A 26,876-nucleotide genomic window follows, 5' to 3' on the forward strand; every position below is an offset into this window, starting at 1 on the left:
GGCGCCGTCCGCTGACCCGCTCCCCCCGGCCCGTCCCTCCCCACAGAGAGAGAACCCTCGTGAAGAAGAGTGCACGCGCGCTCGCGGCCCTGCTGGTGGCCGGCCTGACTCTGACCGCCTGCAGCTCCTCCGGTGACTCCGGTTCGGCCTCCGGTGGCTCCTCCGACGCCGCTGCGCCCGGCGCCCAGGCGCTCGACCAGGCCTCGGGCGTGACCGGTGTCGAGTTCTGGCACTCGATGACCGGCAAGAACGCCGAGGTGCTGACCGGGCTGGTCGACCAGTTCAACGCCGCGCACCAGGGCAAGATCGAGGTCAAGGCCCAGTTCCAGGGCAAGTACGACGAGCTGGTGACCAAGTACAAGGCGGCGGTGCAGCAGAAGGGCACCCCCGCGCTGGTCCAGGTCTACGACATCGGCACCCGGTTCATGATCGACTCCAGGCAGACCGTCCCGGCGCAGGCCTTCGCCGACAAGGACGGCTACCCGCTGGACGACCTGGACGCCAACATCCGCAACTACTACTCGGTCGGCGGCAAGCTCCAGTCGATGCCGTTCAACTCCTCGATGCCGCTGCTCTACCTGAACACCGACGCCTTCAAGGAGGCCGGCCTCGACCCGGCCCAGCCGCCCAAGGACCTCAACGAGCTGGGCGAGCTGGCGAAGAAGCTGACGAAGAAGGACGCCGACGGCAAGACCGTCCGGTACGGCTTCGGCGCCGCCATCTACGGCTGGTTCGTCGAGCAGCTGCTGGCCGAGTCCGGCACCATGTACTGCGACAACGACAACGGCCGCAGCAACAAGGCGGGCAAGGTCGTGTTCGACTCCGCCCAGGGCGCGCAGATCGTCCAGTGGTGGGCCGACCTGGTCAAGGGCGGCTACGCGGCCAACACCGGCCGCACCACCGACGACGCCCAGGCCGCTTTCAAGGCCGGCACGGTCGCCATGCACCTGGAGTCCACCGGCGTGCTGCGCGGCTACACCGAGGCCGCGAAGTTCGGCGTCGGCACCGCGGCCTTCCCGAAGGTCACCGCCGCCGACCAGGGCGGCCCGGTGATCGGCGGCGCCTCGCTGTGGATCAGCGGCCCCGGCCACTCCGACGCCGAGAAGCGTGCCGCCTGGGAGTTCGAGAAGTTCGTGACGGCGCCCGAGCAGCAGGCCGCCTGGCACACCGGCACCGGCTACTTCCCGGTCAACCGGAAGTCCCTGGACGACCCCAAGGACAAGGAGTGGGTGGCCAAGTACCCGCAGTTCCAGACCGCGATCGACCAGCTGAAGGCCACCAAGCCCACTTCGGCCACGGCCGGCTGCCTGCTCGGCGTGATGCCGCAGGCCCGCAAGGGCGTGGAGACCGCGATCGAGCAGACCATCGCGGGCGGCAAGACGGCCCAGCAGGCGCTGGCCGACGCGGCCAAGGAACTGCAGCCGGCGATCGAGAACTACAACAGCTCGGTCGGCTGACCCGCCGGACCCCTGGTCAGGCCGACGGCCCGCCCCGCGCCGCGTGCGCAGGGCGGGCCGTCGCCCGTCAAGCCGAGAGTGCTGCGCCGTGCTCGCCGTCCTCCGGCAGCGCACAGGCGCCGGCCAGCTCGTCCAGGGACAGGTCCAGCGCGAAGGCCAGCGCCGCGATGGTGAAGAAGGACGGCGTCGGCGCCCGGCCCGTCTCGATCTTGCGCAGCGTCTCCGCCGAGACACCGGCCACCGCCGCCACCTCGACCATGCTGCGCTCACCACGCGCCTCGCGCAGCAGCGCCCCGAAGCGCTCCCCACGCTCGCGTTCCCACGGGGTCAGTGGAGTCCTCACCATGGGGTCGAGTCTAGGGCCTCGTCTCTCTACAGCGCGGGCCAGCTGGGCAGCGGGGCCGGGCCGCCGGGCCGGTCGGCGTTGAGGGCCAGGCAGAGGACGACGATGGTGCTGCGGCGCTCCTCGCTGTAGGAGCCGAAGACCTCCTCCGGCTCCGAGTCGCACGCGTGCTTGGCGTCGCCGTCGTGGACGACCTTGGTGACCTTGAAGTCGGCGGTGGCCTTGGTGCAGTCCACGATCTCCATCTTCGGCTTGGACCCGCCGCCGCCGAGGTCGTGCACGCAGTCACCGGCCTTCGCGGCCTCCGGGTCGGACTTGCCAGCCATCCCGGCGACGACCAGGCCGCCGATGATCAGCGCGACCAGCAGGAGCGGCCCTCCGACGCGGCGGCCGATCCGGCGGAGCCGCGAGGGCTCGGCGGGGGCGGGGCGTCCGGCACCCCAGGGCTCCTGGGCGAGCGGTTCGGCAGGGGTCGGGGTTTCGTCGACGGGGGCGGTCGGCGGGGTCGTCACGTGGATTCCTTGCAGTCAGATCATCAGCTTGCGCCGCCGAACACTAGCGGATCGCGAGCCGACCGAGCGCCACAAATTCCCTGGTCGGCAGCGTGCGGCCGCCGCGTCCCTCCCCGAAGGCGACCCTTCGCCGGTCCTGCCGGGTGGTGATTTAACACCATCGACCGTGATACAAATACCGGTATAAGAATTGGATCCAGGGGAGTGATTGACCATGGTCGAACTCAAGTCGGACGCCGCCCTCGACGCGATGCGCGAAGCCGGGCGGGTGGTGGCCGACGCGCTGGCCGCCGCGGAGGAGGCGGCGGCCGTCGGAGTCAGCCTGTTGGAATTGGACGAGGTGGCGCGGGGCGTGCTGACGGCGGCCGGGGCGGGATCGCCGTTCCTCGGCTACCGGCCGTCCTTCGCGCCCGTCCCGTTCCCCGCCGTCATCTGCGCCTCCGTCAACGACGCCGTCGTGCACGGCATCCCGGACGGCTACCGGCTGCGCGACGGTGACCTGGTGAGCATCGACTGCGGTGCGGTCCTGGACGGTTGGGCCGGTGACGCCGCCGTCAGCTTCACCGTCGGCACCGCCCGCCCCGAGGACACCGCCCTGATCGAGGACACCCGGCGCGCCCTGGAGGCCGGCATCGCCGCCGCCGTGGTCGGCAACCGGATCGGCGACATCGCCCACGCCATCGGCACCGTCGCCCGCGCCGGGCGCTACGGCATGCCGGAAGGCTACGGCGGGCACGGCATCGGCCGCAGCATGCACGAGGACCCGCACGTGCCCAACGAGGGCCGCCCGGGCCGGGGTTACCCGCTGCGCCCGGGCCTGGTGCTGGCCATCGAGCCGATGCTGATCGCCGGCGGCCGGGACCAGTACCGCACCGACCCGGACGGCTGGACCCTGCGCACCAGTGACGGCAGCCGGGCCGCGCACGTCGAGCACACGGTGGCCATCACCGAGGACGGCCCCCGCATCCTCACCCTCCGCTGAACGTCCCGTCGCCCGATCCGGGGATCGAAGGCGCCGCTGCCGGCCGCACTGCCGGAGCGACGTCGTGCAGTGACGTCCCGCAGTGACGTCCCGCAGTGACGTCCCGCAGCGACGCATCGGGGTGACGTCCCGGGGGTGACGCAGGACACGAGGTGGCGCCCCGCCGCCCGGAGTACCGTGCGGGGCATGAACGATCAGGACTTCACCACCCGCATCACCGTCCGCGGGTACGAGACCGACACGCAGGGCCACCTCAACCAGGCCGTCTACCTCCAGTACGCCGAGCACGCCCGCTGGGAGTACCTGCAGGCGGCCGGGATCCGCCAGGCCGACCTGGTCGCGAAGGGCGTGGGCCCGGTCGTCCTGGAGACCACGGTCAAGTACCTGCGGGAGCTGCGCGCGGGCGACTCGGTGGACGTCAGCTGCTCGTTCGCCTGGCGCGACGGCAAGACCTTCCAGGTGGTGCAGCGGCTGGTCCGCGAGGACGGCGTGCTGGCCGCCGAGATCACCGGGGTCGGCGGCATCCTCGACCTGGCCGAACGCCGGCTGGTCGCCGACCCGCGCGAGCCGCTGCGCGCCCTCGCCTCCGACCCGGCCGTGCTCGGCCTCTGACGTCCCGTCCAGACGCTCCCACCCGCCGGAGGCCGCACCCGGATGCGGCCTCCACCCGGCGGGCGGGGGATTACCCCACCCCCGACCGGCCCGCTGCCCGGATGGGTCCAAGTCCCCTGCCCCGGCAGACTCTTGGGCATGCCGAAGAACACGATCACCGCAGCCGCCGCCACCGCGGCCGCCGCCCTCGCCGTCACCGCGCTGACCGCTCTGCCTGCCGCCGCCGACGCACCGAACCCGGCCAAGGACCGCCTCGCCTGGTCCGCCTGCGAGGGGAACGCCGACCCGCGCCAACAGTGCGCCACCGTCACCGTCCCGCTGGACTACCGCGACCCGCACGGCGAGCAGATCACGCTCGCGATCTCCCGCATCCCCGCCGCGAAGCCGAGCCTGCGCCACGGCGTCCTGCTCACCATCCCCGGCGGACCGGGCGGTTCCGGCCTGGACATCCCCGGCAACGCCGCCAAGCGCCTCCCGCAGTCCGTGCTCGACCGCTTCGACCTGGTCGGCTTCGACCCGCGCGGCGTCGGCCGCTCCACCCCGGTCAGCTGCGAGCTCGACCGCTCCGACCTGGCGATGGTCAAGCTGCGCCCCTGGCCGGCCGCCGACGGCTCGATCGACGGGAACCTCGCCTACGAGCGCCGCATCGCCGAGACCTGCGCCCGCAACGGCGGCCCGGTGCTGCGCAGCATCTCCACCGCCAACGAGGCCCGCGACATCGACAGCCTCCGCCGGGCCCTCGGCGAGCGCCGCCTCTCCGCCTGGGGCACCTCGTACGGGACCTACCCAGGCGCCGTCTACGCCACCATGTTCCCCGAGCGGACCGACCGGATCGTGCTGGACAGCAACGACAACCCGGACCCGACCCGGGTGGAGCGCAACTGGCTCGCCGCCTTCGGCCAGGGCGTCGAGGACCGGTTCCCCGACTTCGCCACGTGGGCCTCCGCGCCCGGCAATCCGGACCGGGTCGCGGACACCCCCGAGGAGGTCCGCCCGCTCTTCCTCGACCTCGCCACCCGCCTCGACCGCACGCCGCTGCCCTGGCCGGGCGCCGATCCGGCCGAGCTGAACGGCAACGTGCTGCGCGAGACCATGCTGCAGAGCCTGTACGCGGACGCCAAGTTCCCCGACCTGGCCCGGCTGATGCTGGCGGGCCTCGGCCGCCGCCCGCTGCCCGCCCCGGCGGCGCTGCCCGAGCAGGCCGTGCCGGCCGTGCAGAACACCGTCGCGGTCTCGGTCGGCACCCTGTGCAACGACGTCACGTGGCCCGCCGACCCGGCCGGGTACGCCAAGGACGTCGCCGCCGACCGGGCCGCCCACCCGCTCACCGCGGGCATGCCGGTGAACGTGATGCCCTGCGCCTTCTGGCCGTTCGCGCCCGCCGAGCCGGCCGTGCCGGTGACCGACCGCGGCCCGGCGAACGTCCTGCTGGCCCAGAACCTGCGGGACGTCGCCACCCCGTACCGGGGCGCGCTCAAGCTGCGCGCCGCGTTCGGGGACCGGGCCCGGATGGTGACGGTGGACTCCGGCGGCCACGACGTCTACCGCGCCAACGGGAACGCCTGCGGCGACGCGGTGGTGACGGACTACCTGGTCACCGGTCGGCGCCCGGCCCAGGACGTCTTCTGCCCGGCGGAGTGAGCGCCCACTGAGCGTTCTCCGAGTACCGGTTCGGAGTACCGGTGAGGAGTGCCGGCCGGGGGCGCCACGCGGCACGCGGGGGCAACAGGCCGTGGACGAACGGCCCTTGCTCCTGCGTGCACGTCCGTTCGACCCTCGTGAATGAGTCGAATCTGTCGCGATTTTGTGACAATCCTTCGCCAACACCCGCCCCACGCAGGGTGTTCACGGCCGTAATGTTCGATCTATGTCACCGAAGAGCCGCATACCCGCCCCGGATCCGGGCGACACCTGGGTGCCCCGCCCGAGGCGCCGTGAGACTCCGCTCGGATTGCTGGGCCACGCGGCCAAGTTCCTCGGTGCCAGCGTGCTCGGCGGGGTCCTGTTGGCGGGCGTGGTCCTCCCGGCGGCCGGCGCGGTCGGGCTCGGCGCCAAGAGCGGCGCCGAGGGCTTCGAGAACATCCCCGACGACTTCAAGACTCCGCCGCTCACCCAGGCCACCCAGATCTTCGACGCCAAGGGCGGCCTGATCGCCAAGGTCTACGAGCGCGACCGCACCGTCCTCACCGCCGAGCAGATGTCCCCGCTGATCCGCCAGGCGCAGGTGGACATCGAGGACGCCCGCTTCTACGAGCACGGCGCCGTCGACCTCAAGGGCATCCTGCGGGCCGTCACCAAGAACGCCGAGAGCGGCGCCACCGTGCAGGGCGCCTCCACCCTGACCCAGCAGTACGTCAAGAACGTCAACGTGGAGAAGGCCGGCGACGACCCGGAGGCGGTGCGCGAGGCGCAGCGCAAGACGCTCGGCCGCAAGATCCAGGAACTCCGGTACGCCATCAAGCTGGAGGAGGACCTGACCAAGGAGCAGATCCTCACCAACTACCTCAACATCACCTTCTACGGCCACCAGGCCTACGGCATCCAGGCCGCCTCCCAGCGCTACTTCAGCAAGGACGCCAAGGACCTCACCCTGCCCGAGGCGGCGATGCTCGCAGGGCTGGTGCAGAACCCGTCGCAGTACGACCCGAAGCTGCACCCGGTGGCCGCGCAGAAGCGCCGCGACACCGTCCTCGACAAGATGGTGGAGAGCAAGCACATCACCGCGGCGCAGGCCAAGGAGGCCAAGGCCGCCCCGCTCGGCCTCAACTACCGGGACCCGCAGAACGGTTGCATCACCGCCAAGGCCGGCATGGGCTTCTTCTGCGACTACGTGCGGCACGTGGTCAAGCAGGACCCGGCCTTCGGCAAGAGCGCGGCCGAGCGCAAGAAGCTGTGGGACACCGGCGGCCTGAACATCTACACCACCCTGGACCCGGACAAGCAGGCCGCCGCCCAGAACGCCGTCTCCACCCAGGTGTTCGTCACCGACCCGGTCTCCGCGGCGATGACGATGGTCGAGCCCGGCACCGGCGACATCCTGGCGATGGCGCAGACCCGCCCGTACGGCCTGGCCAAGGAGAAGAACGAGACCGTCGTCAACTACAACGTGGACGCGGCGATGGGGGGTGGCATCGGCTTCCAGCCCGGCTCCAACTTCAAGCCGATCGTGGCCGCCGCCGCCCTGGAGGCCGGCCTGCCGTCCACCCAGCGCTACGACTCGCCCAACCGCATGGACTGGCCGACGATGAAGACCTGCGACGGCACCTGGAAGAACCTCAGCAAGGGCAAGACGGGCGGGACGATCCCCAACGAGTCCGAGAAGGAGAAGGGCCCGTACGAGCTCAAGCAGGCGATGGCGCTCTCCGTGAACACCTACTTCGTGCAGATGGAGCAGGAGATCGGGCTCTGCGCGGTCAAGCAGATGGCCGACAAGCTGGGCGTGGCCGGCAAGGCGGACGGCTCGCCGCTGCAGGAGGTGCCCGCGCTCGGCCTCGGCACCCAGGAGGTCAGCCCGCTGACCATGGCCAACGTGTACGCGACCTTCGCCGCCCGCGGGACCTACTGCGCGCCGGTGGCGATCAGCCGGATCAGCACGGTGGACGGCAAGGACGTGCCGGTGCCGCCGGCCCGGTGCAGCCAGGCGATGTCCGAGGACACCGCCGACGTGATCAACACCGTGCTGCTCGGGGTGACCGAGAAGGGCGGCACCGCGCGCGACCTCGGCCTGGACGACCGCCGCCAGATCGCGGGCAAGACCGGTACCACGGACGAGAAGAAGTCGGCCTGGTTCACCGGCTACACGGGCAACCTGGCCGGCTCGGTCTGGCTCGGCAGCCCGGGCACCAAGGTGCCGATGCGCAACATCCGGATCGGCGGCAAGTACCAGGCCGAGGTGTTCGGCGCGACCGGCCCGGGGCCGATCTGGCAGCAGGCGATGAGCGACGCCGTCCGGGACTTGCCTGAGAAGGACTTCGCCACCGTCTACATCCCGGACCCTCCCAAGCGCGACCCCAACTGCACCACCGCCGGCGGCTCCCCGAGCTCGGTCACCTGCACCGGCGCCCCGGCCACGGGCGGCCCGGGCACCAACGGGAACACCGGCCGGCCGCGCGGCACCGACACCACCGGCCGCTCCGCCCCCTCCACCCCGGCGGACCCCGAGGACCAGTGAGCCCGGGGGACCGGTGAACTCCTCCTGACGGCCCCGCCCGAGTACCCGTACTCGCGCGGGGCCGCACCCGTCTGCGCGCCCCCCTGATCGGTGCGAGCACCGGGCGGAGCGTCACCCGATCGGTGCGCCGCCCGATGGAGCCACGAGATGGCTGCCCCCGAGACCCCGACCTAGCGTGGGGCGGAGCCCGCCCCTCGCAGATTGGGAGCCCCTATGAACCGGTCGGCCAGAGCCAGGACGCGCTGCGTCCTCGCCTGCCTGGCAGTCCTCGCCGCCCTGGGCGCCATGACCCTGGGCCCCGTGGCGGGAGCGGCGACCGCCGCTCCCGCCTCCCCGACGCTGCTGGTCCCCCGTGACTTCCCGACGATCCAGGCCGCCGTGGACGCGGCCGCCTCCGGCAGCACCGTCGTCGTCCAGGGCGGCACGTACACCGAGCAGGTGGTCGTCAGCGGCAAGGACCTCGAACTCGTGGGTGCCGACGCGCCGACCGTCAAGGCGCCGGCGACGCTCACCACCTTCGGCACCAACACCCGCACCGGCCAGCCGGTGGGCGCCGTCGTGCGGGTCGCCCACGGCGCACACGTACGGATGGTCGGCTTCACCGTGTCCGGGCCGATCCCGTGCGGTCCCGAGGTCGGCGGCATCACCGCGCTGCAGGCCGCCACCCTCGACCTCGCGGACGTCCGGGTCACGGACATGCAGCCCCCTCCGTCCTGCCCCGCCGACCAGGCGGGCGGCCGGGGCGTCGTCTACGGCCTGCCGCCGTTCGTCCAGGTCGAGGGCGCCGAGGGCAGCACCGCCTTCGGCCGGGTGAGCGGGGTCCGGATCGCCCGCTACCAGTTCGACGGCATCAACCTGGCGGGCCCTCCAGGGGCCGTCCCGCCCACCCGGGTCACCGTGCTGGACAGTGAGATCACGGGCGGCGCACAGATCCCGGTCGAGCAGTTCGGCATCGCCATCGGGGAGGCGGTCGCGACGGTGACGGGCAACACCGTGGCCGACTCGGTCTGCACCGCCCCCGGTTGCGGCCCGGACCCGATCAACGACCTGCAGTCCGGCGGCATCTTCGCCGGCTTCACCCCGGCCGGCACCAGCATCACCGGCAACCACGTCTCCGGTGCGGACATCGGCATCTACCAGTTCGCCGCTCCGAACTGCTGCCGGATCACCGCGAACGTCCTCACCGACAACCGCCTCTTCGGCGTGGCCATCCAGGACGGCGACGGCGCGACCCATCACAACGTCATCACCGGCGGACAGGTCGGCATCGGCGTCATCGCCGACGCGGTCGACACCACGGGCACCCTGCACGGTGACGTGATCAGCCGGACGACCGTCGCACCCGTCCGCGAACTCCAGTGCTGCGGCTTCAGGGCGACCGCCGTCGTCAAACCGGACTGAGCCCCCGACAGCCGTGCACCCGCCGCGCGGGAAGTCGGCCCGGCCGACTTCCTGCGCGCGGCCACGCACCCGACACGCCTGCGGCCCTACCGGGCCTCGACCGGCTCGCCGCTGTCCTGGTCGAGGTTGAACACCCGCCGGTAGGAGTCCGTCACCACGGTGATCTGCTCCCGGCCGGTCCAACTCGCCTCCACCAGCCGCGCGTCGTCCGCACCCCCGCCGATGTCCGCCAGCGACCAGCGCCGCGCCGACCAGCCCTCGCCGGTCTCCAGCAGCACCTGCCAGTGCTCGCCCGGCGCCGGCCCGGTGGCGTACGAGCGGTGCACCACCACCAGCGCCCGCTCGGTCCCGGCCGGTGCCGTCTCCCGGCTGCGGGTCTCGGCCGCCGCGACCTTGTGTGCGGCCAGCACCCCGAGCACGAACACCACCCCGGCGGTCACCGTGACCGTCCGGGTGGCCGTCCGCAGCGCCGCGGCGCGCAGGTCGCCCAGCCAGGCGGCCGCGATCAGCGCGCCCAGCGCCGCCCCCAGCAGCAGCTCCGGCCGGTTGAGCAGGTCGGCGACCACCATCCGCCCGCCCGAGCGGCTCTCCCACTGCCCCTCGGTGTACAGCAGGACGGCGGCCAGTCCGCAGGCCGCCAGCAGCCGGACCACGATGCGCCTGGTCCGTGACCTCCGCTTGTCCATCGTCCCCCCGTTCACGGTGTCACAGCTCGGCGAGCAGCTTGCGGCCCTCCGGCCAGTCGCCCAGTCCGGAAGCCGAGTTGAGGTGCCCGAAGGCACCCGGCTCGATGTAGCGGGAACCCCAGGCCGCGGCGAAGGCGCGGGCCCGCTCGGGGGAGACCCACGGGTCGTCGGTCGAGGAGACCACCACGGTCGGGAACGGGAACGGCTCCAGCGCCACCGGCCGGAAGTCCACCAGCTCCGGGACCTCGGCGGTGTCGATGTCGGCCGGGGCGACCAGCAGCGCGCCCCGCACGGCGGCGGTCCGCTCGGCGGGGGCGGTGGCCACCCACCGCGCGGCCGTGATGCAGCCCAGGCTGTGGGCGACCAGCACCACCTCGCCCTCGGCGGCGGCCGCCGCCACCGCCGCGTCCACCCGGGCCACCCAGTCCTCCCGCTCCGGGTGGTCCCAGTCCGCCTGCTCGACCCGGCGGAAGGTCTCCGGCTCGGCGGCCTCCCAGCGGGTCTGCCAGTGCTCGGGGCCCGAGTTCTCGTAGCCGGGGAGGACGAGGTAGGTGGTGCGGTCCGGCATGGGTTCCTCCGGGTGGCGGTAGGTCGTGGGCAGCAGGAGTCTAGGCCGCGCCCCGCCGGGAGCCGCAGCCGGGCGGGCTGCCCGGCGCACTCTCCGCGCAACCGGCGCGCATGCCTCCATATGCGCCGCCGTACGCCCGGTGCGCCCTGTTGCCAACCGTGCGGCGGGTACGGGAGGTTGGACCGGGCCCCGGCCGACCGCCAACGCCCGGCGCCCACAACGGACCTGAGGCTCGACCACGTGGAGGGATGTCGGCGATGACATCGAAGATCCTGCTCGTCACCGGGGACGCCGCCGAGTCGCTGGAGGTGTTCTACCCGTACCAGCGGTTGCGCGAGGAGGGCTACCAGGTCGACATCGCGGCCCCGACCAAGAAGCGCCTGCAGTTCGTGGTGCACGACTTCGTCGACGGCTACGACACCTACACCGAGAAGCCCGGCTACACCTGGCCCGCCGACCTCGCCCTCGCCGACGTCGACCCGGCCGACTACGTGGCCCTGGTCATCCCCGGCGGCCGCGCCCCCGAGTACCTGCGCAACGACCCGGACGTGCAGCGGATCGCGCAGCACTTCTTCGCCGCGGACAAGCCCGTCGCGCAGATCTGCCACGGCCCGCTGATCGCCGCCGCCGCCGGTGCCCTGGACGGCCGTCGCACCTCCGCCTACCCGGCGCTGGCCCCGGACATCAAGGCCGCCGGCGCCGAGTTCGTCGACGGCGAGGCCGTGGTGGACGGCGTGGTCGTCTCGGCTCGCGCGTGGCCCGACCACCCGGCGTGGCTGCGCGCCTTCATCGAGGTGTTGCGCAAGCACGCCCCGCTCGCCTGACCGGCCCTGCCCGATCCGACCCCCGGAGCCGTACCCCGAACCGTCTCGGGGTACGGCTCCGGGGCGCGTCGGGGTCACGGACCGGCCGCAGGGTGGACGACCGCCCCCCGAAGGTCTGGCATGGTGTCAGGAGCTCGACCCCGGAGTCGAGTTGACCACCATCATCCCGACCCGGGAGGACGGCATGACCACCCCGACCACCCCGACCGCCGGGCCCCGCCGCCCGGTCCTGCGTGTCGCCGTCGCGGTCGCCGTGGCAGCGGGCCTGCTCTCCGCGCTCGCTCCGGCCGACCTCGCCGCCGCCGTCGCCCAGGGCGCCGACCGCCCGGCCGCCGCCGGCTGCGACGATCCCCGCGGCCGCACCGCCGTCCGCGTCGCCGCCCCCGACAGCCCCGGCAGCCACGACGACTGGAAGGCCGCCGACGCCGCCCTGGCCGGGATGACCGACCCGGGCTACTCGACCTCCGCCCTCGCCGCCGTCCGCCAGGACGGCCGGCTGGTCTGGCGCAACGCCACCGGCGTCGCCGACCTCACCACCGGTGAGCCCGCCGACCCGCGCGGCACCTTCCGGATCGGCAGCGCCACCAAGACCTTCGTCTCCACCACGCTGCTCCAGCTCGTCGGCGAGCACCGGCTGGACCTCGACGACCGGCTGGAGTGCCTGCTGCCGGGCATCGTCCCGAACAGCACCGAGATCACCGTCCGGCAGCTGCTCGACCACACCAGCGGCGTCGCCGACTACACCCAGGACCCGGCCTTCGACGACCGGCGCCCGGAATGGCTCGACGGCGGTCGCTTCAGGCACTACGGCCTCAAGGACCTGGTCGACATCTCCCGCCGGTACCCGCCCGCGTTCCGGCCCGGCGCGGACTGGCAGTACTCCAACACCAACTACGTCCTGATCGGCATGATCATCGAGAAGCTCACCGGCCGCAGCTGGAACGAGGAGGTGACCCGCCGGATCATCCGCCCGCTCGGCCTGACCAGCACCTGGATGCCCGCCGACTCGCCCGTCGTCCCCGGCCCGCACGCCCACGGCTACGAGAAGACGGACACCGGCCCGGTCGACGTCACCCTGCTCAACCCCTCGATGGCGGGATCCTCCGGCGCCGGCATCTCCACCACCGCCGACCTGACCACCTTCCTCGCGGCCCTGCTCGGCGGCCGCCTGCTGCACCCGGCCGAACTCGCCGCCATGCAGCAGACCACCGACCACGGCGCGGGCCGGTACTACGGCCTCGGCCTCCAGCGGGTGGACACCCCCTGCGGCACCTTCTGGGGCCACGCCGGCGGTTTCCCCAGCTACGTCACGATGATGCTCGGCTCCGCGGACGGCAGGCGCCAGTTCGCCGGCAGCACCACCCTCTACGACGTACCGGACCAGCAGGCTGCCTACGCCGCCTGGACCAAGGTGATCACGACGGCACTGTGCGGCCCCCAGCCCGGGACGGCCGCGCCCGCCACCGACCCCCTACGCTGACCGGCGGGTCGCACGGGCGTGCGGCCGACCATCACCAGGAGGACGAGACATGGCAGAGCCGCTGATCGCCGCAGTCGGGGGCCGGGTGCCCGCCGTCGACCCGAGTGCCTTCGTCGCGCCGAACGCCGTGGTGGTGGGGGACGTGACCGTCGGCGCGGGCGCGAGCGTCTGGTACGGCGCGGTGCTCCGCGGGGACGCCGAGTCCATCAGCGTCGGCGCGGGCAGCAACATCCAGGACAACTGCACCCTGCACGCCGACCCCGGCTTCCCGCTGGTGGTCGGCGAGCGGATCTCGGTGGGCCACAACGCGGTGCTGCACGGCTGCACGGTCGAGGACGACGTGCTGGTGGGGATGAACGCCACCGTGCTGAACGGCGCCCGGATCGGCGCCGGCTCGCTGGTCGCGGCCGGCGCGGTGGTCCCGCAGGGCATGGTCGTCCCGCCCGGCTCGCTGGTCGCGGGCGTCCCGGCCAAGGTCCGCCGCGAGCTGAGCGAGGACGAACGGACGGGCATCAAGGCCAACGGCGAGGGCTACCAGCTGCTGGCCGGCGCCCACCGGGAGATCACCGGGAACTGACCGGGGCGGCGGGCCCCGGGGGAGCGCCCGGCGGACGAATTCGTTCGTCCGGCATCCTCATCCGGTCGGATTGCCGCCCCGTGAGGTCGGCGTGACGACCGGGGGTCGCCAGCGGGGCCTGCGCGCGCGAGACTGGGGGCATGTGCCGCAACATCAAGACGCTGCGACCGCCCGTCACGCCCGACGCCGACGAGGACGACTTCCACGCCGCCGCGTTGCAGTACGTCCGCAAGGTCTCCGGGTTCCGCGCCCCGGCGGCGCACAACCGGGAGGCCTTCGACCGGGCCGTGGACGCGATCGCCGAGGCCACCGCCCGGCTGCTCGGAGAGCTGGAGGTCCGCGGCTCGCACCCCCGGGCCGTCGAGGTCGTCGAGGCGGCCGGGTAGCGCCGTCGGACGCGGACAGCAGGGAGCAGGGAGCAGGAGATGAACCCCGCCAATCGTTACGCCCTCACCTTCCCCGGCACCCCCGGCACCCAGGCCCCGCAGGACGTCGTGGTGGTCACCCGGACCAGCGCGACCGGCCCCGGCGGCCACCCGGTGTACGAGGACGAGAGCGGCATCGTCCGCGCCGAGATCAGCGACTCCGGCGAGGTCCGGATGCTCGCCAGCGGCGGCCACCAGACCCCGCACCTGCCGGTCCACGCGCACCCGCTGCCCTGACGCACCGCTGCCCCGACGAACTGCTGGCCACGGCGCGCCCGCCTCGGGCACAATCTCCACATGATCACAGCGAGTTGGCAGGGCGTCGTCATCGCCGAGAGCGAGGACACCATCGTCGTCGAGGGCAACCACTACTTCCCGGTCGAGTCGGTCCGCGCGGAGTACCTGCGGCCCTCCGAGACGACCACGGTGTGCAGCTGGAAGGGCACCGCGGGCTACTACACCCTGGAGGTCGACGGGCAGACCAACCCGGACGCCGTCTGGTTCTACGCCGACCCGAAGCCCGAGGCCGAGCACGTGCGCGGCCGGGTGGCCTTCTGGCACGGGGTGGAGGTCACCGACTCGGCGGCGGTCACCGCGTAGCCCGCCGGCCCAGGGGGTACGTGATCCCCATGGCAGTCTTCCGCAGGCCGGGGCGTTCCCGGCCGACCCCCGAACCGGACCTGGGCGAGCAGCTCGCCGAACTCGTCGAGGAGTCCGAGCACCCCGAGCAGCCCGGGCGCGGCGGCCCGCTCGCCGCCCGCGCCGGGCAGCGGGAGGGCCGCGGCCGCGCCGTGGTGCTGCACGCCGCCCGGCTGCTCGGCCACGGCGGGCGGGCCACCGCCCGGGGCGCCGCGTACGGCGGCAAAGCCCTCGCCGAGCAGCTGGTGCAGGCCGCCCCGCGGATCCCGGTGCGAGGCCTCGCCACCCTGCGGGCCCAGCACCCGGGCGCGGCCTCCCCGGAGCAGTTGGCCGACCTGCTGGTCACCGGCGCCGTCCGGGCCTCCGGCGCGCTCGGGGCAGGTGTCGGCGCGGCGGCGATGATGCCGGTGCCGCCCGCGATGCCGGTGGAGATCGCGGCCGAGACGCTCGCTGTGGCAGCCGTGGAGATCAAGCTGATCGCCGAGCTGCACGAGGTCTACGGCTTCCCCGCGCAGGGCAGTGTCACCCAGCGGGCGGGGGCCTACCTCGGCGCATGGGCCAACCGCCGCGGGATCGACGCGACGCTGCTGGTCCGGCCCGCCGGCTTCGCCGCGCTGGCCATCGGCGCGGAGGTGCGCCAGCAGGTGCGCCGCCGCCTCACCCGCAGCTCGCTGCGCCACCTGCCCGCGCTGATGCCGCTGCTGGTCGGCGCCGGCATCGGCGCCACGATGAACCGGCGTGAAACCCGCCGGCTGGCCGAGGAGGTCCGGGTGGACCTGCGCTCCCGCCCGCCGGCGGACCGCGCCTACTGGGCCGCGGCCGCGCCGGTGGTGAAGGGCGGGAGACTGCCGGAGCCCGGGGACACGCCGGAGCCCGGGGACGCGACGTAGGACGGGCCCTGGTCAGGGCGCCGGCGGCGTCGGGGCGCCCGCGCCCCGGCCCGCCTTGACCCCGTTCACCATCGCCTGGTGGATGGCCCGCGCGGTGGTCTCGTCGGCCGCCGGCACCGGGCTGCCGGCCACCGTGTACCAGTCCAGGGCGCCGGTGTACTGCACGGTCAGCCGCGCCTCGCCGTCCACCCAGGTGGTGTGCACGGTGAGGTCGCCGGAGATCGGGCCGACCTCGCTGGTGGTGACCCCTCCCGGGCCGCTGATGATCGACTGCGTGGTCCAGGTCGCCCACGACGCGCGCGGGTCTGCGGGCGGCCGGGCCTGCTGATTGCCTTGGTCGTGTTCGGTCATGCGCCTATCCTCCCCCGCCGGTGAGCCGCCGCCGGAGCAGCGACACCTGCGGTCGCGGCGACCGCCCGGTCCCACCGGGCGGTCGAGTACGGACGTCAGTGGTCGGCGGACGGTCAGTCGAGTTTGCCGGGTTCGTCCAGCATCGCGTCGCCCTCCGCCTGGGAGGTGTCCTGCGCGTGCAGGTTCTGCATCGACGTGATGCCTTCCTCGGGGTCGGCGGCGCGGACGTCGTCGTCGCTGTCGGTGCTCACCTCGAACCGTTCGCTCATGTCGGTCATCGCGGGCTCCGTCTCCTCGGTCGGTCCGGGCGCGCCGGGCGCGGGCGCGGCGGGACCGGGTGGCTCTTTCGCCCTTCCAGCCTGCCCCCGCCCCGGCGCCGGGGCCAGCCGGGTGACCACTGCGTGACCGCCGGACCAGCGCCGGACCACGGCCGGATCTCCGCCTGGATGACCACCGGGTGCCGCCGCGTCGCGGGCCGGCACCCGGTGGTCATCCAGGGTGGGGTCACCAGGTGACGGACAGCGACCGCATGCCGTAGATGAACGAGTCCGTCCGGAACGCCGGCTCCTCGCCGGGCCTGCTCAGCCGCAGCCCGGGCAGCCGGCGGAACAGGGTGGCCAGGGCGATCTGCAGCTCGGCCCGGGCCAGCGGCTGGCCGAGGCACTGGTGCACGCCGAAGCCGAAGGCCAGGTGCCGCCGGGCGTCCCGGTCCAGGTCCACCTCCTCGACGGGCCGGTGGCCGGCGCCGCCGAACACCGCCTCGTCCCGGTTGGCGGTGGAGAGCATCGCGATCACGCCCTCCCCGGCCTTGACCGTCGTCCCGCCCAGCTCCACGTCCTCCAGGGCCACCCGGGGCAGCCCGGTGTGGACGATGGTGAGGTGGCGCAGCAGTTCCTCCACCGCGCCGGGCACCGCGGCCGGGTCGGCCAGCCTGGCGACCTGCTCGGGCCGGTCCAGGAGCAGGGCGGTGGAGAGCGAGATCATGTTCGCGGTGGTCTCGTGCCCGGCGATCAGCAGCAGGATGCCGGTGTTGGCGGCCTCGCGCAGGGTGAGGTCGTCCCGGGCGGCGAGCCGGCTGAGGATGTCGTCCTCCGGCCGCTCCCGCTTGCGGGCCGTCAGCCCCTCCAGGTACTGCAGCAGCTCCTCCTGGGCCTTCTGGAGCCCCTCGATCGTGCCGGTGTTGCTGAGCAGCGTCCGGCTGATGCTCTGGAAGAACTCGCGGTCCTCGTACGGGACTCCGAGCAGCAGGCAGATCACCAGCGAGGGGACGGGCAGCGCGAAGTCGGCGACCAGGTCGGCCTCGGTACGGCCCTCGGTCATCCGGTCCAGCGTCTCGTCGACGATCTGCTGGATGTCCGGGCGCATCGCCTCGACCCGCTTGACCAGGAAGTCCCCGGTGACCATCCGGCGCAGCCGGGCGTGCTCGGGGTCGTCCAGCCGCAGGAAGCTCGGGTTCTTGGCGATGACCTCCCGGCGGCCGGGCAGCAGCAGCGGGAAGTTCGGGTGGCGCACGTCCGCGCTGAAGCGGCGGTCGGACAGGATGGTGCGGACCTCGGCGTAGCCGGTGGCCAGCCAGCAGGACTCGCCCCCGGGCAGGACGGCCCGGGTCATGGTGCCGGCGGCGGCCGCCTCGGTGTAGGCGGGCGGCGGGGCGAACGGGCAGCCGGCCGAGTGCGGGGCCGGCATCGGGACGGCGGGGGCGGTGGGTGTGCTCGTCAAGGTGGGGTCTCCTTGCGTGGCGGTGCTCTCCGGGTGGGGGTGTCGGTGGTGGTGCTTCAGTCCGCGACCGTGGCGGGCTCGTCCTCGGTGACGGTGATCGCGCCGCCCGGGCAGAGCTCGGCGGCCAGCCGAAGGTCGGCGAACTGCTCGGGCCTGAAGGTGGTTTGACGGAGTCTCACCAGGCTGTCCCGATCGTCCTGGTCGAAGACCTCGGGAACGTTCGTGACGCACATTCCGGAGCTGCAGCAGCGGTCCCGGTCGACGCTCACCTGCATGGTCGGGCACCTCTCGCCAGTGCGCCGCCGGCGGCCGGCGGCGGCCTCTCGTTGTCATTGCCAACCTAACCGCCGCTGCTCCGTCCACGGAGTGGGCGGTGGCGGGATTGTCGAGAATGGCCGATAACGTCCCCGTCGCAGCATTCGGGCGGTGCGAGGAGGTTTGAATTGACGCCACCCCGCCAAACGGCCCCGCTCACGGCCCCCACGGCCCCCTCACAGCCCCTCGGCGGCGGCGATCTCCCGTACGGTCGCGACGGTGTCGGCCTCGGCGGCGCCCTTGTCCGGCCGGTAGCGCACCACCCGGGCGAACCGCAGGGCGAGCCCGGCGGGGTAGCGGGAGCTGCGCTGCAGGCCGTCGAAGGCGATCTCGACCACCAGTTCCGGGCGGACCCGCACCGTCCAGTCGTCCCGCTCGGTCTCCCGGGCCAGCAGTTCCGCCGTCTGCCAGGCGAGCGTCGCGTCGGTGAGGCCCTTGAAGGTCTTGCCGAGCATCACCCACGGGCCGAGCCCCGGCTCGCCCGCCGCCCGGGCGCCCAGGTGCAGGTTGCTGAGGAAGCCGCGCCGCCGCCCGCTGCCCCATTCGGCGGCCAGCACGACCAGGTCGAGCGTCAGCCGGGGCTTCACCTTGATCCAGCCGATTCCGCGCCGCCCGGCCGCGTACCCGGCCGCCGGGTCCTTGACGAGGACACCCTCGTGGCCGAGCGCCAGCGTGTCGCGGAAGAAGGCCAGCGCCCGCTCGTGGTCCCCGGTCTCGGTGCGGGCCACCCGCAGGCGCGGCGGGACCACCTCGGCCAGCGCCGCCCAGCGCTCCCGCCCCGGACGGTCCACCAGGTCCTCGCCGTCGCGGTGCAGCAGGTCGAAGAAGTAGGCGTCGAGCGGGACTTCGGCGCGCAACCGCTGCGGATCGCGCCGCGAGGCGGTGCGCGCGGCGGTCTCCTGGAACGGGCGCGGCCGCCCGTCCGGGCCGAGCGCGATCGCCTCGCCGTCCAGCACCGCCGAGCGCAGCGGCAGGGCGAGCGCGGCCTCGGCCACCTCGGGCACGCGCGCGGTGATGTCGTCCAGGCTGCGGGTGAACACCGCGACCTCGTTCCCGTCCCGGTGCACCTGCACCCGGATCCCGTCCAGCTTCCACTCCAGCGCGGCCGGACCGGTGCGCTCCAGCGCCGAGGCCACGTCCGGCGCGGAGGCGGCCAGCATCGGGCGCACCGCCCGCCCCACCTCCAGCCGGAACGCCGCCAACGCTGCCTCCCCGCCGGTCAGCGCCGCCTCCGCCACCGCCCGCGCCGAACCCCGGAACATCAGCGCCCGTCGCACCGCCGCCGCGGGCACCCCCGCCGCCTGCGCCACGGCGTCCCCGACCACCGCGTCCAGCGCCCCCTGCCGCAGGTCCCCGACCAGCACCGCCCGCAGGAAGCCCTGCTCCACCGCGGTCGCCCGCACGAACAGCCCGTCCAGCAGCCGTCGCCGCTCCGCCTGCGCCCCGGCCCCGTGCACCCCCGCGATCCGCTCCAGCTCGCGTTCCACCTCCCGCACCCCGAGCGAAGGCTCCGCCGCCGGCCCGGGCAACCCGCGCAGCGCCGCCGGCCCGATCCCCGTCCGCAACCGCTGCGACTCCCCGGACAGCAGCGCCACCGCCGCCGGCCCCTCCACGGGCCCCAACTCCCGCAGGCACCCGGCCAACAACCCCGTCTTCGCCCGCCGCCCCGGCTCCGCCGCCACCTCCCGGGACACCACCGCCAACCGCCACAGCCCCGCCACCACACCACCTCCTCCACCCCCAGCATCCGCGCCCACCCCACCCGCCGCACGCCCTGACCGCCCCCGGGCGCGGTACCGCCGCCTCCTCCTCCGCTCGTCCCGCGCACCGCGGCCCCGCATGCTGGGCGCAGGCCCGTACCCGTCCGTGCGGCGGCAGGCCCTGGCGGCCAGGTGCCGGAGTGGAGTACGGGGCTGCCGTTGTTGGCCGGGGTGGAGATCGGCCGGGGGCCGACGGGGCGTCATGCTGAGGCCATCACGACGTCCTGACCCTGAGGGAGACCGAGATGAGCGACACCCCCACCGCCCGCTGGAGCGTCGGCGCGCCCGAGGCCGGCGACTTCGCCGCCTGGCGTGAACTCTTCGACAGGTACTGCGAGTTCTACCGAAATCCGGGTCCGGAGGGGAAGGCCGAGCTGGTCTGGTCCTGGCTCATGGATCCGGCCCATGAGCTGGCCGGGCTGCTGGTCCGGGACGGCGAGGGGCGCCCGGTCGGGCTGGCCCACTACCGGCCGTTCTCCCGGCCGCTGCACGGGGCGGTCGGCTGCTTCCTGGACGACCTCTTCGTGGCGCCGCAGGTGCGCGGCGGCGGCGCGGTGGACCTGCTGCTGGCGCGGCTGCGGGAGATCGCCGCCGAGCGCGGCTGGAACACCGTGCGCTGGATCACCTCCGAGACCAACTACCGGGCCCGCGGCAAGTACGACCAGGTCGCCACCCGGACGGCGTTCCTCACCTACGACATGGCGCCGGACGCGCTGTCATCCTGAGGCCGTGACCGAGCCGCCGGACATTCGTTCGGACTTTCTGTTATCGGCGCGCCGCCGGGGGGTCTCCCAGGTGTCGGCACCCGACCAGCCGGCCCGGAAACAGAAAGCGTGACCACGTGAACAGCGACGACAGGACGACCATCCTCCCGGCGAGCGGAGGCGACGACGGTCCGGGCGCAGCCCACGGCCGCGCCGGTGGCCGGGCCGCACGGCGGGCCGCCGAGCGGCACGCCGGCCGGGGGCGTCGGGCGCGGCGGCGCGGCGCCCTGGTGCCGGTCACCGCGGTGGTCGCGGCGGTGGCGGGCACCGGGCTGATCGCCGCGCTGGCGGGTGCCGGGTACGCGGCGTACGGCGGCAAGCAGACCGACCGGGACGTCGTGGGCCAGGCGCTGGCGGCCGACGCGCTGATCGCCGCCGAGGTCGGGACGCACGAGGGCATCCAGGTGCCGGGCGCCGGGGTCGCCGCCCCGGCCGCCCCGGTGCCGTCGGACGGTCCGGCGTCGACGGACCCGGCCGCCGCCGCGAGCGCCGCGGCCACCCCGTCCGCCACCGCCCCGGCCTCCCCGACGGCCGCGGCGAGCGCCACCCCGTCCCCGGGCGCCTCCGACGCCGCCGCCAAGGCGACCGCGAGCGCAACCCGGACCGCCGCCGCGGCCCCGACCACCGCCCGGCGGACCGCCGGCGCGTCGCCCACCCCGGTAGGCGGCGGCGCGTCCCCCTCGTACGCCCAGCAGGTGGTGGACCTGGTCAACACCGAGCGCGCCAAGGCCGGTTGCGGACCGGTCAGCGCCGAGCCCCGGCTGGCGAGCGCGGCCCAGTCGCACAGCGACGACATGGCCGACCGCAACTACTTCGACCACGCCAGCCCCGAGGGCTTCCACGCCGACCACCGGATCGAGGCCACCGGCTACCGCTGGAGCACCTGGGGCGAGAACATCGCCCGCGGCCAGAAGGATCCGGCCGACGTCATGGACGCGTGGATGAACAGCCCCGGCCACCGCGCCAACATCCTGAACTGCGCGTTCAAGCAGCTCGGTGTCGGCGTGCGGACCGGTTCCGGCGGCCCGTGGTGGACCCAGGTGTTCGCTGCTCCGGCCTGACCCGCCCTCGGACGAGCCCCGCCCCTGACCCCACTCCCGACCCCCGACCGCTCTCCCGCCCGTGCCGGCGCCCCGATCCGGCCGCCGAACCGGGCCGATTTTCCGATTCCGCGCACATTGTTGTTATCTGATCACTCCCCACGGGTCTCCGAGGAGGCAGCGGCGGACGGAAACACGGCAATTCGGAGTGCGGACCATGAACGCTGATGTGCAGAACAGGGCCGGAACGACCCTGGTACTCGCGGCGCAGGCAGGCGACCGGCAGGCCCAGGAGGCGCTGGTCGCCGCCTGGCTGCCGCTCGTCTACAACGTGGCCGGCCGCGCCCTCGGCGGCCACGCCGACGTGGACGACGTCGCGCAGGAGACCATGATCCGCGCCCTGGACGGGCTGGACGGGCTCCGCGACCCGGAGTCGTTCCGCTCCTGGCTGGTCGCCATCACCATGAACCAGGTCCGCCGCCGGCACGCGGCCGGCCAGCAGCAGCCGACCGTCGGCGGGCTGGACGAGACCTGGGAGGTCGCCGACCCGCGGGCCGACTTCACCGACCTCACCATCCTGCGCCTGGGCCTCTCCGGCCAGCGCCGCGAGGTCGCCGAAGCCACCCGCTGGCTCGACCCCGACGACCGTGAACTGCTCGCCCTGTGGTGGATGGAGGCCGCCGGCGAACTCACCCGCGCCGAACTCGCCGAAGCCCTCGACCTGAGCCCGCAGCACACCGCCGTCCGCGTCCAGCGGATGAAGAAGCAGCTCGAAGCCGGCCGCGTCGTCGTCCGCGCGCTCGGCGCCTACCCCCGCTGCCCCGGACTGACCGAGGTCACCACCGGCTTCGACGGCACCCCGAACTCGGTCTGGCGCAAGCGCATCGCCCGTCACATCCGCAGCTGCGCCTCCTGCGACGGCCTCGGCCGCGACCTGTTCCCGGCCGAAGGGCTGCTGGCCGGCCTCGTCCTGGTCCCGATCCCGCTCGACTCGCCCCTGCTGCTGCACTTCCAGCACACCGCGGCCACCGTCGCGGCCCAGAGCGCCGCCGGGGCCGGCACCGGAGCCGGCCTGGGTACGGGCTCGGGCGCCGGAGCCGGTGCGCACGCCGGTGCGGGAAGCGCCGGAGGTGCGGGAGGACACGGCGGGTGGGCCGGCACCGCCGCCCGCAAGGCCGTCCTGGCGAGCGGCGCGGCTGCCGCGGTCGCGGTGACCACCCTCGCGCTGGTCTGGCCGCAGCACACCGAGGCGCCGCAGGAGGCGGCGCCGGAGCCCAGTGCGCCGGCCGCCGTCCTGGACACCCCGACGGTCGTCGCCGCCCCGGTGGCGACCGTCCCCACGCCCGTGGCGACACCGACGCCCACGGAGACCCCGATGCCGACGCCCACGCCCACGGCCTCGCCGACCCCGACCCGTACGGTCACGGCAGCTCCGGTGCCCAGCCCGGAGCGCCAGCTGGTCGACCTGGTCAACGCCGAGCGCGCCAAGGCCGGTTGCGCCCCGCTGCGGATCGACCCCCGGCTGCACACCGCCGCCCAGAAGCACTCCGAGGACATGGCCACCCGGGGCTTCTTCGACCACGTGAACCCGGACGGCGTCCGCACCGACGCCCGGATCACCGCCGCCGGCTACCGCTGGTCCCAGTGGGGCGAGAACCTCGACCGGGGTCCGACCGCCCCGGCCGCGGTCTTCGCCCGCTGGATGGACGGCGGCATCCACCAGTCCAACATGCTCGACTGCGGCTTCAAGGACGTCGGCGTCGGTCTCGCGACCAACCCGGCCGGCACCCCCTACTGGACCCAGGACCTCGGAGCGCCGATGTCCTGAGCGGGGCCCTGTCCCGGGCCCGAGGCGCTTCCTCAGGCCGGCGTGACCGCGACCAGCCCGTCCGCCGAGCCGGTCACGAAACCGGTGGCCTGCCCGACGACACCGCCCGCGTCGCCGACCTGGCCCGGCACCAGGTCCGGCGCGGTGCTCAGCGGTCCGGGCAGGCCCTCCTGCCCGCCGACGGCGCTGGCGTGCGCACTCGGCGCGGTGAGGGAGGCCAAGACGCCCACGGCGAGCGAGGCGACGGCGAGCATGCTGCGCTTCTTCATGGCCGGTCCAACGAGACTGCGCCGGAAGGGTTACGGCGCCGGCCGCGGGCGAAGGCGTGAGAAGACGCGGGAGGACGCGAGAACGTTGGACGGCCCGCGAGCCGACCGGGACTCAGGCCGGGCGGCGGGCGGGCCGTGGGAACCACCATGGCCCCACCCGCCCCTGCCGGTCAGGGGCGCACACGGGGCGGTCGGACGCAAACCGGCGCGCCGGGGCGTGCACAGGCAGTCCCAGCGGCGCCCTCAGAGCGTCCCGGAGCCCCGCGCCACCCCTGCCCCGGCCGCCTCGGCCGCCCCTCCCACCGGCCCGGCGAGGGCACGATCCGCCCGGTCCCCGGCCCGACAACACACCGTCGTCCCCCGGACGGCTCACGGTGATGGCGCGCCCCCCGCCCGCCCCCTACTGTCGGAAGTGCTTCGTCCCCTGACGGACGAGCCACGGCTGCCGGATCTGGCCAGGTCCGGCGGCCGTACTTTTTTGCCCGGGCGCACCGGCCCCGGCGCCCCTCGTCCGGCACGCCCCGCCCGGGGTCCCTCGTCCGGCGCACCCCGTAGGCTGGCGACCGAGAGCACGCCCGCGTACCGGATGCCAGGAGCCGCCGTGACCAGCCCCGTTCCGCCCGTTCTGGTGATCGGTGAGTGCGTGGCCGACATCGTCCGTTCGGATGGCGTCCCGGACCGGGTGCACCCCGGCGGCAGCCCCGCGAACGTCGCGTACGGCCTCGCGCGGCTGGGCCGCCCGGCTGTGCTGCTCACCGAGCTGGGGCGGGACGCCAACGGCCGGCTGATCCGCTCGCACCTGGAGTCGGCGGGTGTGCTGGTCCGGGCCGCGGAGGTCGCCCGCACGCCCTCGGCCGTGGTGCGGCTGGACGGCGAGGGCCGGGCCCGCTACACCTTCGACATCGGCTGGACGCTCCCGCCGACGGAGCTCGCCGAGGCGCCCGCCGCGATCCACCTGGGCTCGATCGGCGCGGTCACCGAGCCGGGCGCGGCGGCGGTGCTGGCGCTGGTGGAGCGGTGGCGCGGGCGGACGCCGGTCAGCTACGACCCCAATGTGCGCCCCGCGCTGATGGGGGAGCGGGCGGCGGCGGTCCGTCGGGTCGAGCGCTGTGTGGCGCTGAGCGACCTGGTCAAGGCGAGTGACGAGGACCTGGCCTGGCTCTACCCGGGCGAGCGGCCGGAGGCGGTCGCCGAACGCTGGCTGTCGCTCGGGCCCTCCGTGGTCGCAGTGACCCTGGGCGCCGGGGGCGCGTTCGCCCGCACCGCCGAGGGCGGACGTGCGCAGGCCCCGGCCGTCCCGGTGCCGGTCGCGGACACCGTGGGGGCCGGGGACTCCTTCATGGCCGCCCTGCTGGACGCCCGCGCGAGCGGCGCCGACCTCCCGACCTGCCTCACCCACGCGGTGACGGCCGCCGCCTTGACCGTCGCCCGCCCGGGCGCCAACCCGCCCTCCGCGGCCGAGCTGGCGGCTGCCCTGACGGACGGCCGGGAGGCCCGCACCGGCGCGGTGTAGGCCGGCGGGCCGGCGCACCACCCGCGGGATCAACTCACCGGCTGAACAAGGGTGGTGAGCTCCTTGCCGTACCAGATCTCGGCGTACGGGCCGCCGTTGTAGGCGGGGATCTCCCGGTAGCCGTTGCGGAGGTAGAGCGCGCGGGCCTCGACCAGGTCGAGACGGGTGTCGAGGACGATCCGCTCGGCGCCGAGGGTGCGGGCCGCCTCGTCGACGGCGGCGAGCAGGCGGGCGCCGCCGCCGGTGCCGCGCAGTTCGGGGCGGACGTAGACGCGGGTCAGCTCGACGGTGGTGGCGTCGAGCCGGCGGAGCCCGGCACAGGCGTGGGCGGTGCCGTCGTGACGGCCGATCAGGAACTGGCCGTCGGGGGCGGCGAGGTGGTCGCTGGGGGAGTCGGCCAGCCCGGCTTCCAGTTGTTCGGGGCTGCCCTCCCGGCCGAGGTGCAGGCGGTAGTAGCGGTTGGCCACGTCGTAGTAGTACTCGCGCAGCAGTTCCAGGGCCTCGGGCGTGGTCACATCGGCCGGGGTGACCGTCCAGAGGTCGGGGCGGCGGGGCGCGTTGTTCGTCATGCGCGCATGATCGACGCGCTGGTCAGCGCGCCGCAATCGATTTTCGGGCGGCGCGAGCCGCCGGTGCAGCCGGTCGACGGGCGCGGATGGCAAAGGAACGGCAAGGCGTCCGGCGTGCCGTTGCCCCGGGTGGGTGACGAGGGGATTGGCGGGGGTGCACGGCGGGGGAGCAGTGCAGCTATGGACAGACCATCAGCTTGTCAGATTAACGGGGGTTTGAGGGGGAGTCAGCAGCGCCGGGGCGGTGCACGGACCGCTCTGCTGGCCGCCGTCTGCCTCTCCGCCGTGGTCGCCGGCTGCGCCGGTCCGGCCGGCCCCGCCGGTTCAGCCGGTCCGAAGGCGGCCCCGGTCAAGGCGGAGCCGGCCAGGGCGGGCGCGGCCCCCGCCGCCGCGCCACCGCTCCTGCCCGGCCTGGCCCGGCAGGAGGAGGAGACCAGCAGCGAGGCGGTCTCCCGTCAGGAGGCCAACGCCAGGGCCGCCCTGGAGACCGCCCAGCGGTGGGGCGTGGACCGTCCCCCGCTGAAGGCCCTGCCGCGCCCGGCGACCAGGGCCCAGCTCACCCCCGTGCAGGGCGTCAAGCTCGCCGAAGGCCGCCCGCCCGTGGTCTACCGGGTGCCGACCGACGACAAGGTGGTCTTCCTCACCGTCGACGACGGCGCCGAGAAGAACCCGGAGTTCTCCCGGATGGCCGAGGAACTGGGCGTCCCGTTCAGCGCCTTCGTCTCCGACTACCTCGTCCGCGAGAACTACGGGTACTTCCGCGACATGCACGCCCAGGGCGTGGAGATCAACAACCACACGATCAACCACCGCAACCTGAAGGTCCTGGACTACGAGACCCAGCGCCAGGAGATCTGCAACCAGCAGGACCAGCTGGAGCAGCAGATCGGCGTCCGCCCCCGGCTGTTCCGGCCGCCGTACGGCGAGTACAACGACGACACGCTGCGCGCGGCGGCCTCCTGCGGGGTGGAGGCGGTGCCGCTGTGGAACGAGGAGGCCTTCCCGGACCACATGGAGTGGCGCTACGACGACCGCCAACTCCACCCGGGCGACATCATCCTCACCCACTTCCGCGGCCCCGACATCTGGAAGGCGACCATGCCGGACCTGCTGCGCAAGGTCGTCAACGACGTCACCGCGGCCGGCTTCACCCTGGGCCGGCTGGACGACTACCTGTAGGG

29 protein-coding genes are annotated in these 26,876 nt (G+C 74.1%); 18 read left to right on the plus strand and 11 right to left on the minus strand.

From position 1 onward, the window contains the following. The first annotated feature begins 59 nt into the window (after positions 1 to 59). Positions 60 to 1,457 (plus strand): ABC transporter substrate-binding protein, encoded by a 1,398-nt coding sequence (locus tag BX285_RS20795; RefSeq protein WP_218893137.1) that lies wholly within the window; start codon positions 60 to 62, stop codon positions 1,455 to 1,457. Between the two features lie 67 nt (positions 1,458 to 1,524). Here BX285_RS20795 and BX285_RS20800 read toward each other — a convergent pair whose 3' ends face one another. Both BX285_RS20800 and BX285_RS20805 read right to left on the minus strand, forming a co-directional pair. Continuing rightward, entirely contained in the window at positions 1,525 to 1,803 is a 279-nt protein-coding gene (locus BX285_RS20800) for a helix-turn-helix domain-containing protein (protein ID WP_097239357.1), read from the minus strand. Between the two features lie 26 nt (positions 1,804 to 1,829). After that, positions 1,830 to 2,312 carry a hypothetical protein gene (locus BX285_RS20805; RefSeq protein WP_097239358.1) on the minus strand — a complete coding sequence of 161 codons (483 nt, stop codon included), beginning with the start codon at positions 2,310 to 2,312 and terminating at the stop codon, positions 1,830 to 1,832. Positions 2,313 to 2,526: 214 nt separating this feature from the next. On the opposite strand from BX285_RS20805, the gene map reads away from it, so the two are divergent. The 5 genes from map (at position 2,527) to BX285_RS20830 (ending at position 9,478) form a co-directional block, all read left to right on the plus strand. Then, complete coding sequence (gene map / locus BX285_RS20810; protein WP_121176321.1) at positions 2,527 to 3,294, plus strand: type I methionyl aminopeptidase; 768 nt, start codon at positions 2,527 to 2,529, stop codon at positions 3,292 to 3,294. A 186-nt stretch (positions 3,295 to 3,480) separates the two neighbouring features. After that, positions 3,481 to 3,906 carry a thioesterase family protein gene (locus BX285_RS20815; protein ID WP_097239360.1) on the plus strand — a complete coding sequence of 142 codons (426 nt, stop codon included), beginning with the start codon at positions 3,481 to 3,483 and terminating at the stop codon, positions 3,904 to 3,906. A 138-nt stretch (positions 3,907 to 4,044) separates the two neighbouring features. Then, on the plus strand, positions 4,045 to 5,547 hold the full coding sequence (locus tag BX285_RS20820; protein WP_121177753.1) for an alpha/beta hydrolase: 1,503 nt from the start codon (positions 4,045 to 4,047) through the stop codon (positions 5,545 to 5,547). Positions 5,548 to 5,773: 226 nt separating this feature from the next. Further along, the gene (locus BX285_RS20825; RefSeq protein ID WP_121176323.1) at positions 5,774 to 8,077 is read left to right on the plus strand and encodes a transglycosylase domain-containing protein; all 2,304 of its coding nucleotides are present in this window, start codon (positions 5,774 to 5,776) and stop codon (positions 8,075 to 8,077) included. Between the two features lie 213 nt (positions 8,078 to 8,290). After that, complete coding sequence (locus tag BX285_RS20830) at positions 8,291 to 9,478, plus strand: right-handed parallel beta-helix repeat-containing protein (protein ID WP_121176326.1); 1,188 nt, start codon at positions 8,291 to 8,293, stop codon at positions 9,476 to 9,478. An 86-nt stretch (positions 9,479 to 9,564) separates the two neighbouring features. On the opposite strand, the gene BX285_RS20835 is transcribed toward BX285_RS20830, so the two are convergent. Together BX285_RS20835 and BX285_RS20840 are read right to left on the minus strand one after the other, a co-directional pair. Then, on the minus strand, positions 9,565 to 10,164 hold the full coding sequence (locus BX285_RS20835; RefSeq protein WP_143685866.1) for a hypothetical protein: 600 nt from the start codon (positions 10,162 to 10,164) through the stop codon (positions 9,565 to 9,567). 19 nt (positions 10,165 to 10,183) lie between these two features. After that, complete coding sequence (locus BX285_RS20840; RefSeq protein ID WP_097239364.1) at positions 10,184 to 10,732, minus strand: alpha/beta hydrolase; 549 nt, start codon at positions 10,730 to 10,732, stop codon at positions 10,184 to 10,186. A 257-nt stretch (positions 10,733 to 10,989) separates the two neighbouring features. Here BX285_RS20840 and BX285_RS20845 point away from each other — a divergent pair, with 257 nt between their 5' ends. From BX285_RS20845 to BX285_RS20875, 7 genes are all read left to right on the plus strand, one after another. Next, complete coding sequence (locus BX285_RS20845) at positions 10,990 to 11,556, plus strand: DJ-1/PfpI family protein (protein ID WP_097239365.1); 567 nt, start codon at positions 10,990 to 10,992, stop codon at positions 11,554 to 11,556. 151 nt (positions 11,557 to 11,707) lie between these two features. Continuing rightward, complete coding sequence (locus BX285_RS20850) at positions 11,708 to 13,036, plus strand: serine hydrolase (protein WP_121176328.1); 1,329 nt, start codon at positions 11,708 to 11,710, stop codon at positions 13,034 to 13,036. A 49-nt stretch (positions 13,037 to 13,085) separates the two neighbouring features. Beyond that, positions 13,086 to 13,613 (plus strand): gamma carbonic anhydrase family protein, encoded by a 528-nt coding sequence (locus tag BX285_RS20855; RefSeq protein ID WP_121176331.1) that lies wholly within the window; start codon positions 13,086 to 13,088, stop codon positions 13,611 to 13,613. 140 nt (positions 13,614 to 13,753) lie between these two features. Then, positions 13,754 to 13,999, plus strand: coding sequence for a DUF2277 domain-containing protein (locus BX285_RS20860; RefSeq protein WP_121176334.1), 246 nt, complete (start codon positions 13,754 to 13,756; stop codon positions 13,997 to 13,999). A 39-nt stretch (positions 14,000 to 14,038) separates the two neighbouring features. After that, positions 14,039 to 14,275 carry a DUF6296 family protein gene (locus tag BX285_RS20865; protein ID WP_097239369.1) on the plus strand — a complete coding sequence of 79 codons (237 nt, stop codon included), beginning with the start codon at positions 14,039 to 14,041 and terminating at the stop codon, positions 14,273 to 14,275. A 60-nt stretch (positions 14,276 to 14,335) separates the two neighbouring features. Beyond that, complete coding sequence (locus BX285_RS20870; protein ID WP_097239370.1) at positions 14,336 to 14,638, plus strand: DUF427 domain-containing protein; 303 nt, start codon at positions 14,336 to 14,338, stop codon at positions 14,636 to 14,638. Between the two features lie 29 nt (positions 14,639 to 14,667). Next, entirely contained in the window at positions 14,668 to 15,567 is a 900-nt protein-coding gene (locus BX285_RS20875) for a hypothetical protein (RefSeq protein ID WP_097239371.1), read from the plus strand. A gap of 12 nt (positions 15,568 to 15,579) precedes the next feature. On the opposite strand, the gene BX285_RS20880 is transcribed toward BX285_RS20875, so the two are convergent. The 5 genes from BX285_RS20880 to BX285_RS20895 form a co-directional block, all read right to left on the minus strand. Then, positions 15,580 to 15,918: a hypothetical protein gene (locus BX285_RS20880; RefSeq protein WP_097239372.1), complete on the minus strand. Its 339-nt coding sequence runs from the start codon at positions 15,916 to 15,918 to the stop codon at positions 15,580 to 15,582. Positions 15,919 to 16,031: 113 nt separating this feature from the next. After that, positions 16,032 to 16,196 (minus strand): hypothetical protein, encoded by a 165-nt coding sequence (locus BX285_RS37440; RefSeq protein WP_179852969.1) that lies wholly within the window; start codon positions 16,194 to 16,196, stop codon positions 16,032 to 16,034. A gap of 226 nt (positions 16,197 to 16,422) precedes the next feature. Continuing rightward, on the minus strand, positions 16,423 to 17,604 hold the full coding sequence (locus BX285_RS20885; protein ID WP_121177755.1) for a cytochrome P450: 1,182 nt from the start codon (positions 17,602 to 17,604) through the stop codon (positions 16,423 to 16,425). Between the two features lie 89 nt (positions 17,605 to 17,693). Next, the gene (locus tag BX285_RS20890; protein ID WP_097239373.1) at positions 17,694 to 17,912 is read right to left on the minus strand and encodes a ferredoxin; all 219 of its coding nucleotides are present in this window, start codon (positions 17,910 to 17,912) and stop codon (positions 17,694 to 17,696) included. 216 nt (positions 17,913 to 18,128) lie between these two features. Beyond that, on the minus strand, positions 18,129 to 19,676 hold the full coding sequence (locus BX285_RS20895; protein WP_259470608.1) for an ATP-dependent DNA ligase: 1,548 nt from the start codon (positions 19,674 to 19,676) through the stop codon (positions 18,129 to 18,131). Between the two features lie 281 nt (positions 19,677 to 19,957). Between BX285_RS20895 and BX285_RS20900 the strand changes: the two genes are divergently transcribed. The 3 genes from BX285_RS20900 to BX285_RS20910 all read left to right on the plus strand — a co-directional run bounded on the left by BX285_RS20900 (position 19,958) and on the right by BX285_RS20910 (position 23,344). After that, positions 19,958 to 20,437 (plus strand): GNAT family N-acetyltransferase, encoded by a 480-nt coding sequence (locus BX285_RS20900; RefSeq protein WP_121176339.1) that lies wholly within the window; start codon positions 19,958 to 19,960, stop codon positions 20,435 to 20,437. A gap of 116 nt (positions 20,438 to 20,553) precedes the next feature. Further along, on the plus strand, positions 20,554 to 21,537 hold the full coding sequence (locus BX285_RS20905; RefSeq protein ID WP_121176341.1) for a CAP domain-containing protein: 984 nt from the start codon (positions 20,554 to 20,556) through the stop codon (positions 21,535 to 21,537). 196 nt (positions 21,538 to 21,733) lie between these two features. Then, the gene (locus BX285_RS20910; protein WP_121177757.1) at positions 21,734 to 23,344 is read left to right on the plus strand and encodes a sigma-70 family RNA polymerase sigma factor; all 1,611 of its coding nucleotides are present in this window, start codon (positions 21,734 to 21,736) and stop codon (positions 23,342 to 23,344) included. 32 nt (positions 23,345 to 23,376) lie between these two features. Here the strand turns inward: BX285_RS20910 and BX285_RS20915 are convergent, their stop codons facing one another. Beyond that, positions 23,377 to 23,613, minus strand: coding sequence for a hypothetical protein (locus BX285_RS20915; protein ID WP_097239377.1), 237 nt, complete (start codon positions 23,611 to 23,613; stop codon positions 23,377 to 23,379). 601 nt (positions 23,614 to 24,214) lie between these two features. Between BX285_RS20915 and BX285_RS20920 the strand changes: the two genes are divergently transcribed. Beyond that, a complete protein-coding gene (locus BX285_RS20920; protein WP_259470609.1) occupies positions 24,215 to 25,126 on the plus strand; it encodes a carbohydrate kinase in 912 nt (303 codons plus the stop codon). Positions 25,127 to 25,155: 29 nt separating this feature from the next. Here BX285_RS20920 and BX285_RS20925 read toward each other — a convergent pair whose 3' ends face one another. After that, positions 25,156 to 25,695 carry a GNAT family N-acetyltransferase gene (locus BX285_RS20925; RefSeq protein WP_121176347.1) on the minus strand — a complete coding sequence of 180 codons (540 nt, stop codon included), beginning with the start codon at positions 25,693 to 25,695 and terminating at the stop codon, positions 25,156 to 25,158. Positions 25,696 to 25,911: 216 nt separating this feature from the next. Here BX285_RS20925 and BX285_RS20930 point away from each other — a divergent pair, with 216 nt between their 5' ends. After that, positions 25,912 to 26,874 (plus strand): polysaccharide deacetylase family protein, encoded by a 963-nt coding sequence (locus BX285_RS20930; RefSeq protein ID WP_259470610.1) that lies wholly within the window; start codon positions 25,912 to 25,914, stop codon positions 26,872 to 26,874. Positions 26,875 to 26,876 lie beyond the last annotated feature (2 nt).

It is taken from the genome of Streptomyces sp. 1114.5, from assembly GCF_003635085.1.
Lineage (GTDB): Bacteria > Actinomycetota > Actinomycetes > Streptomycetales > Streptomycetaceae > Kitasatospora.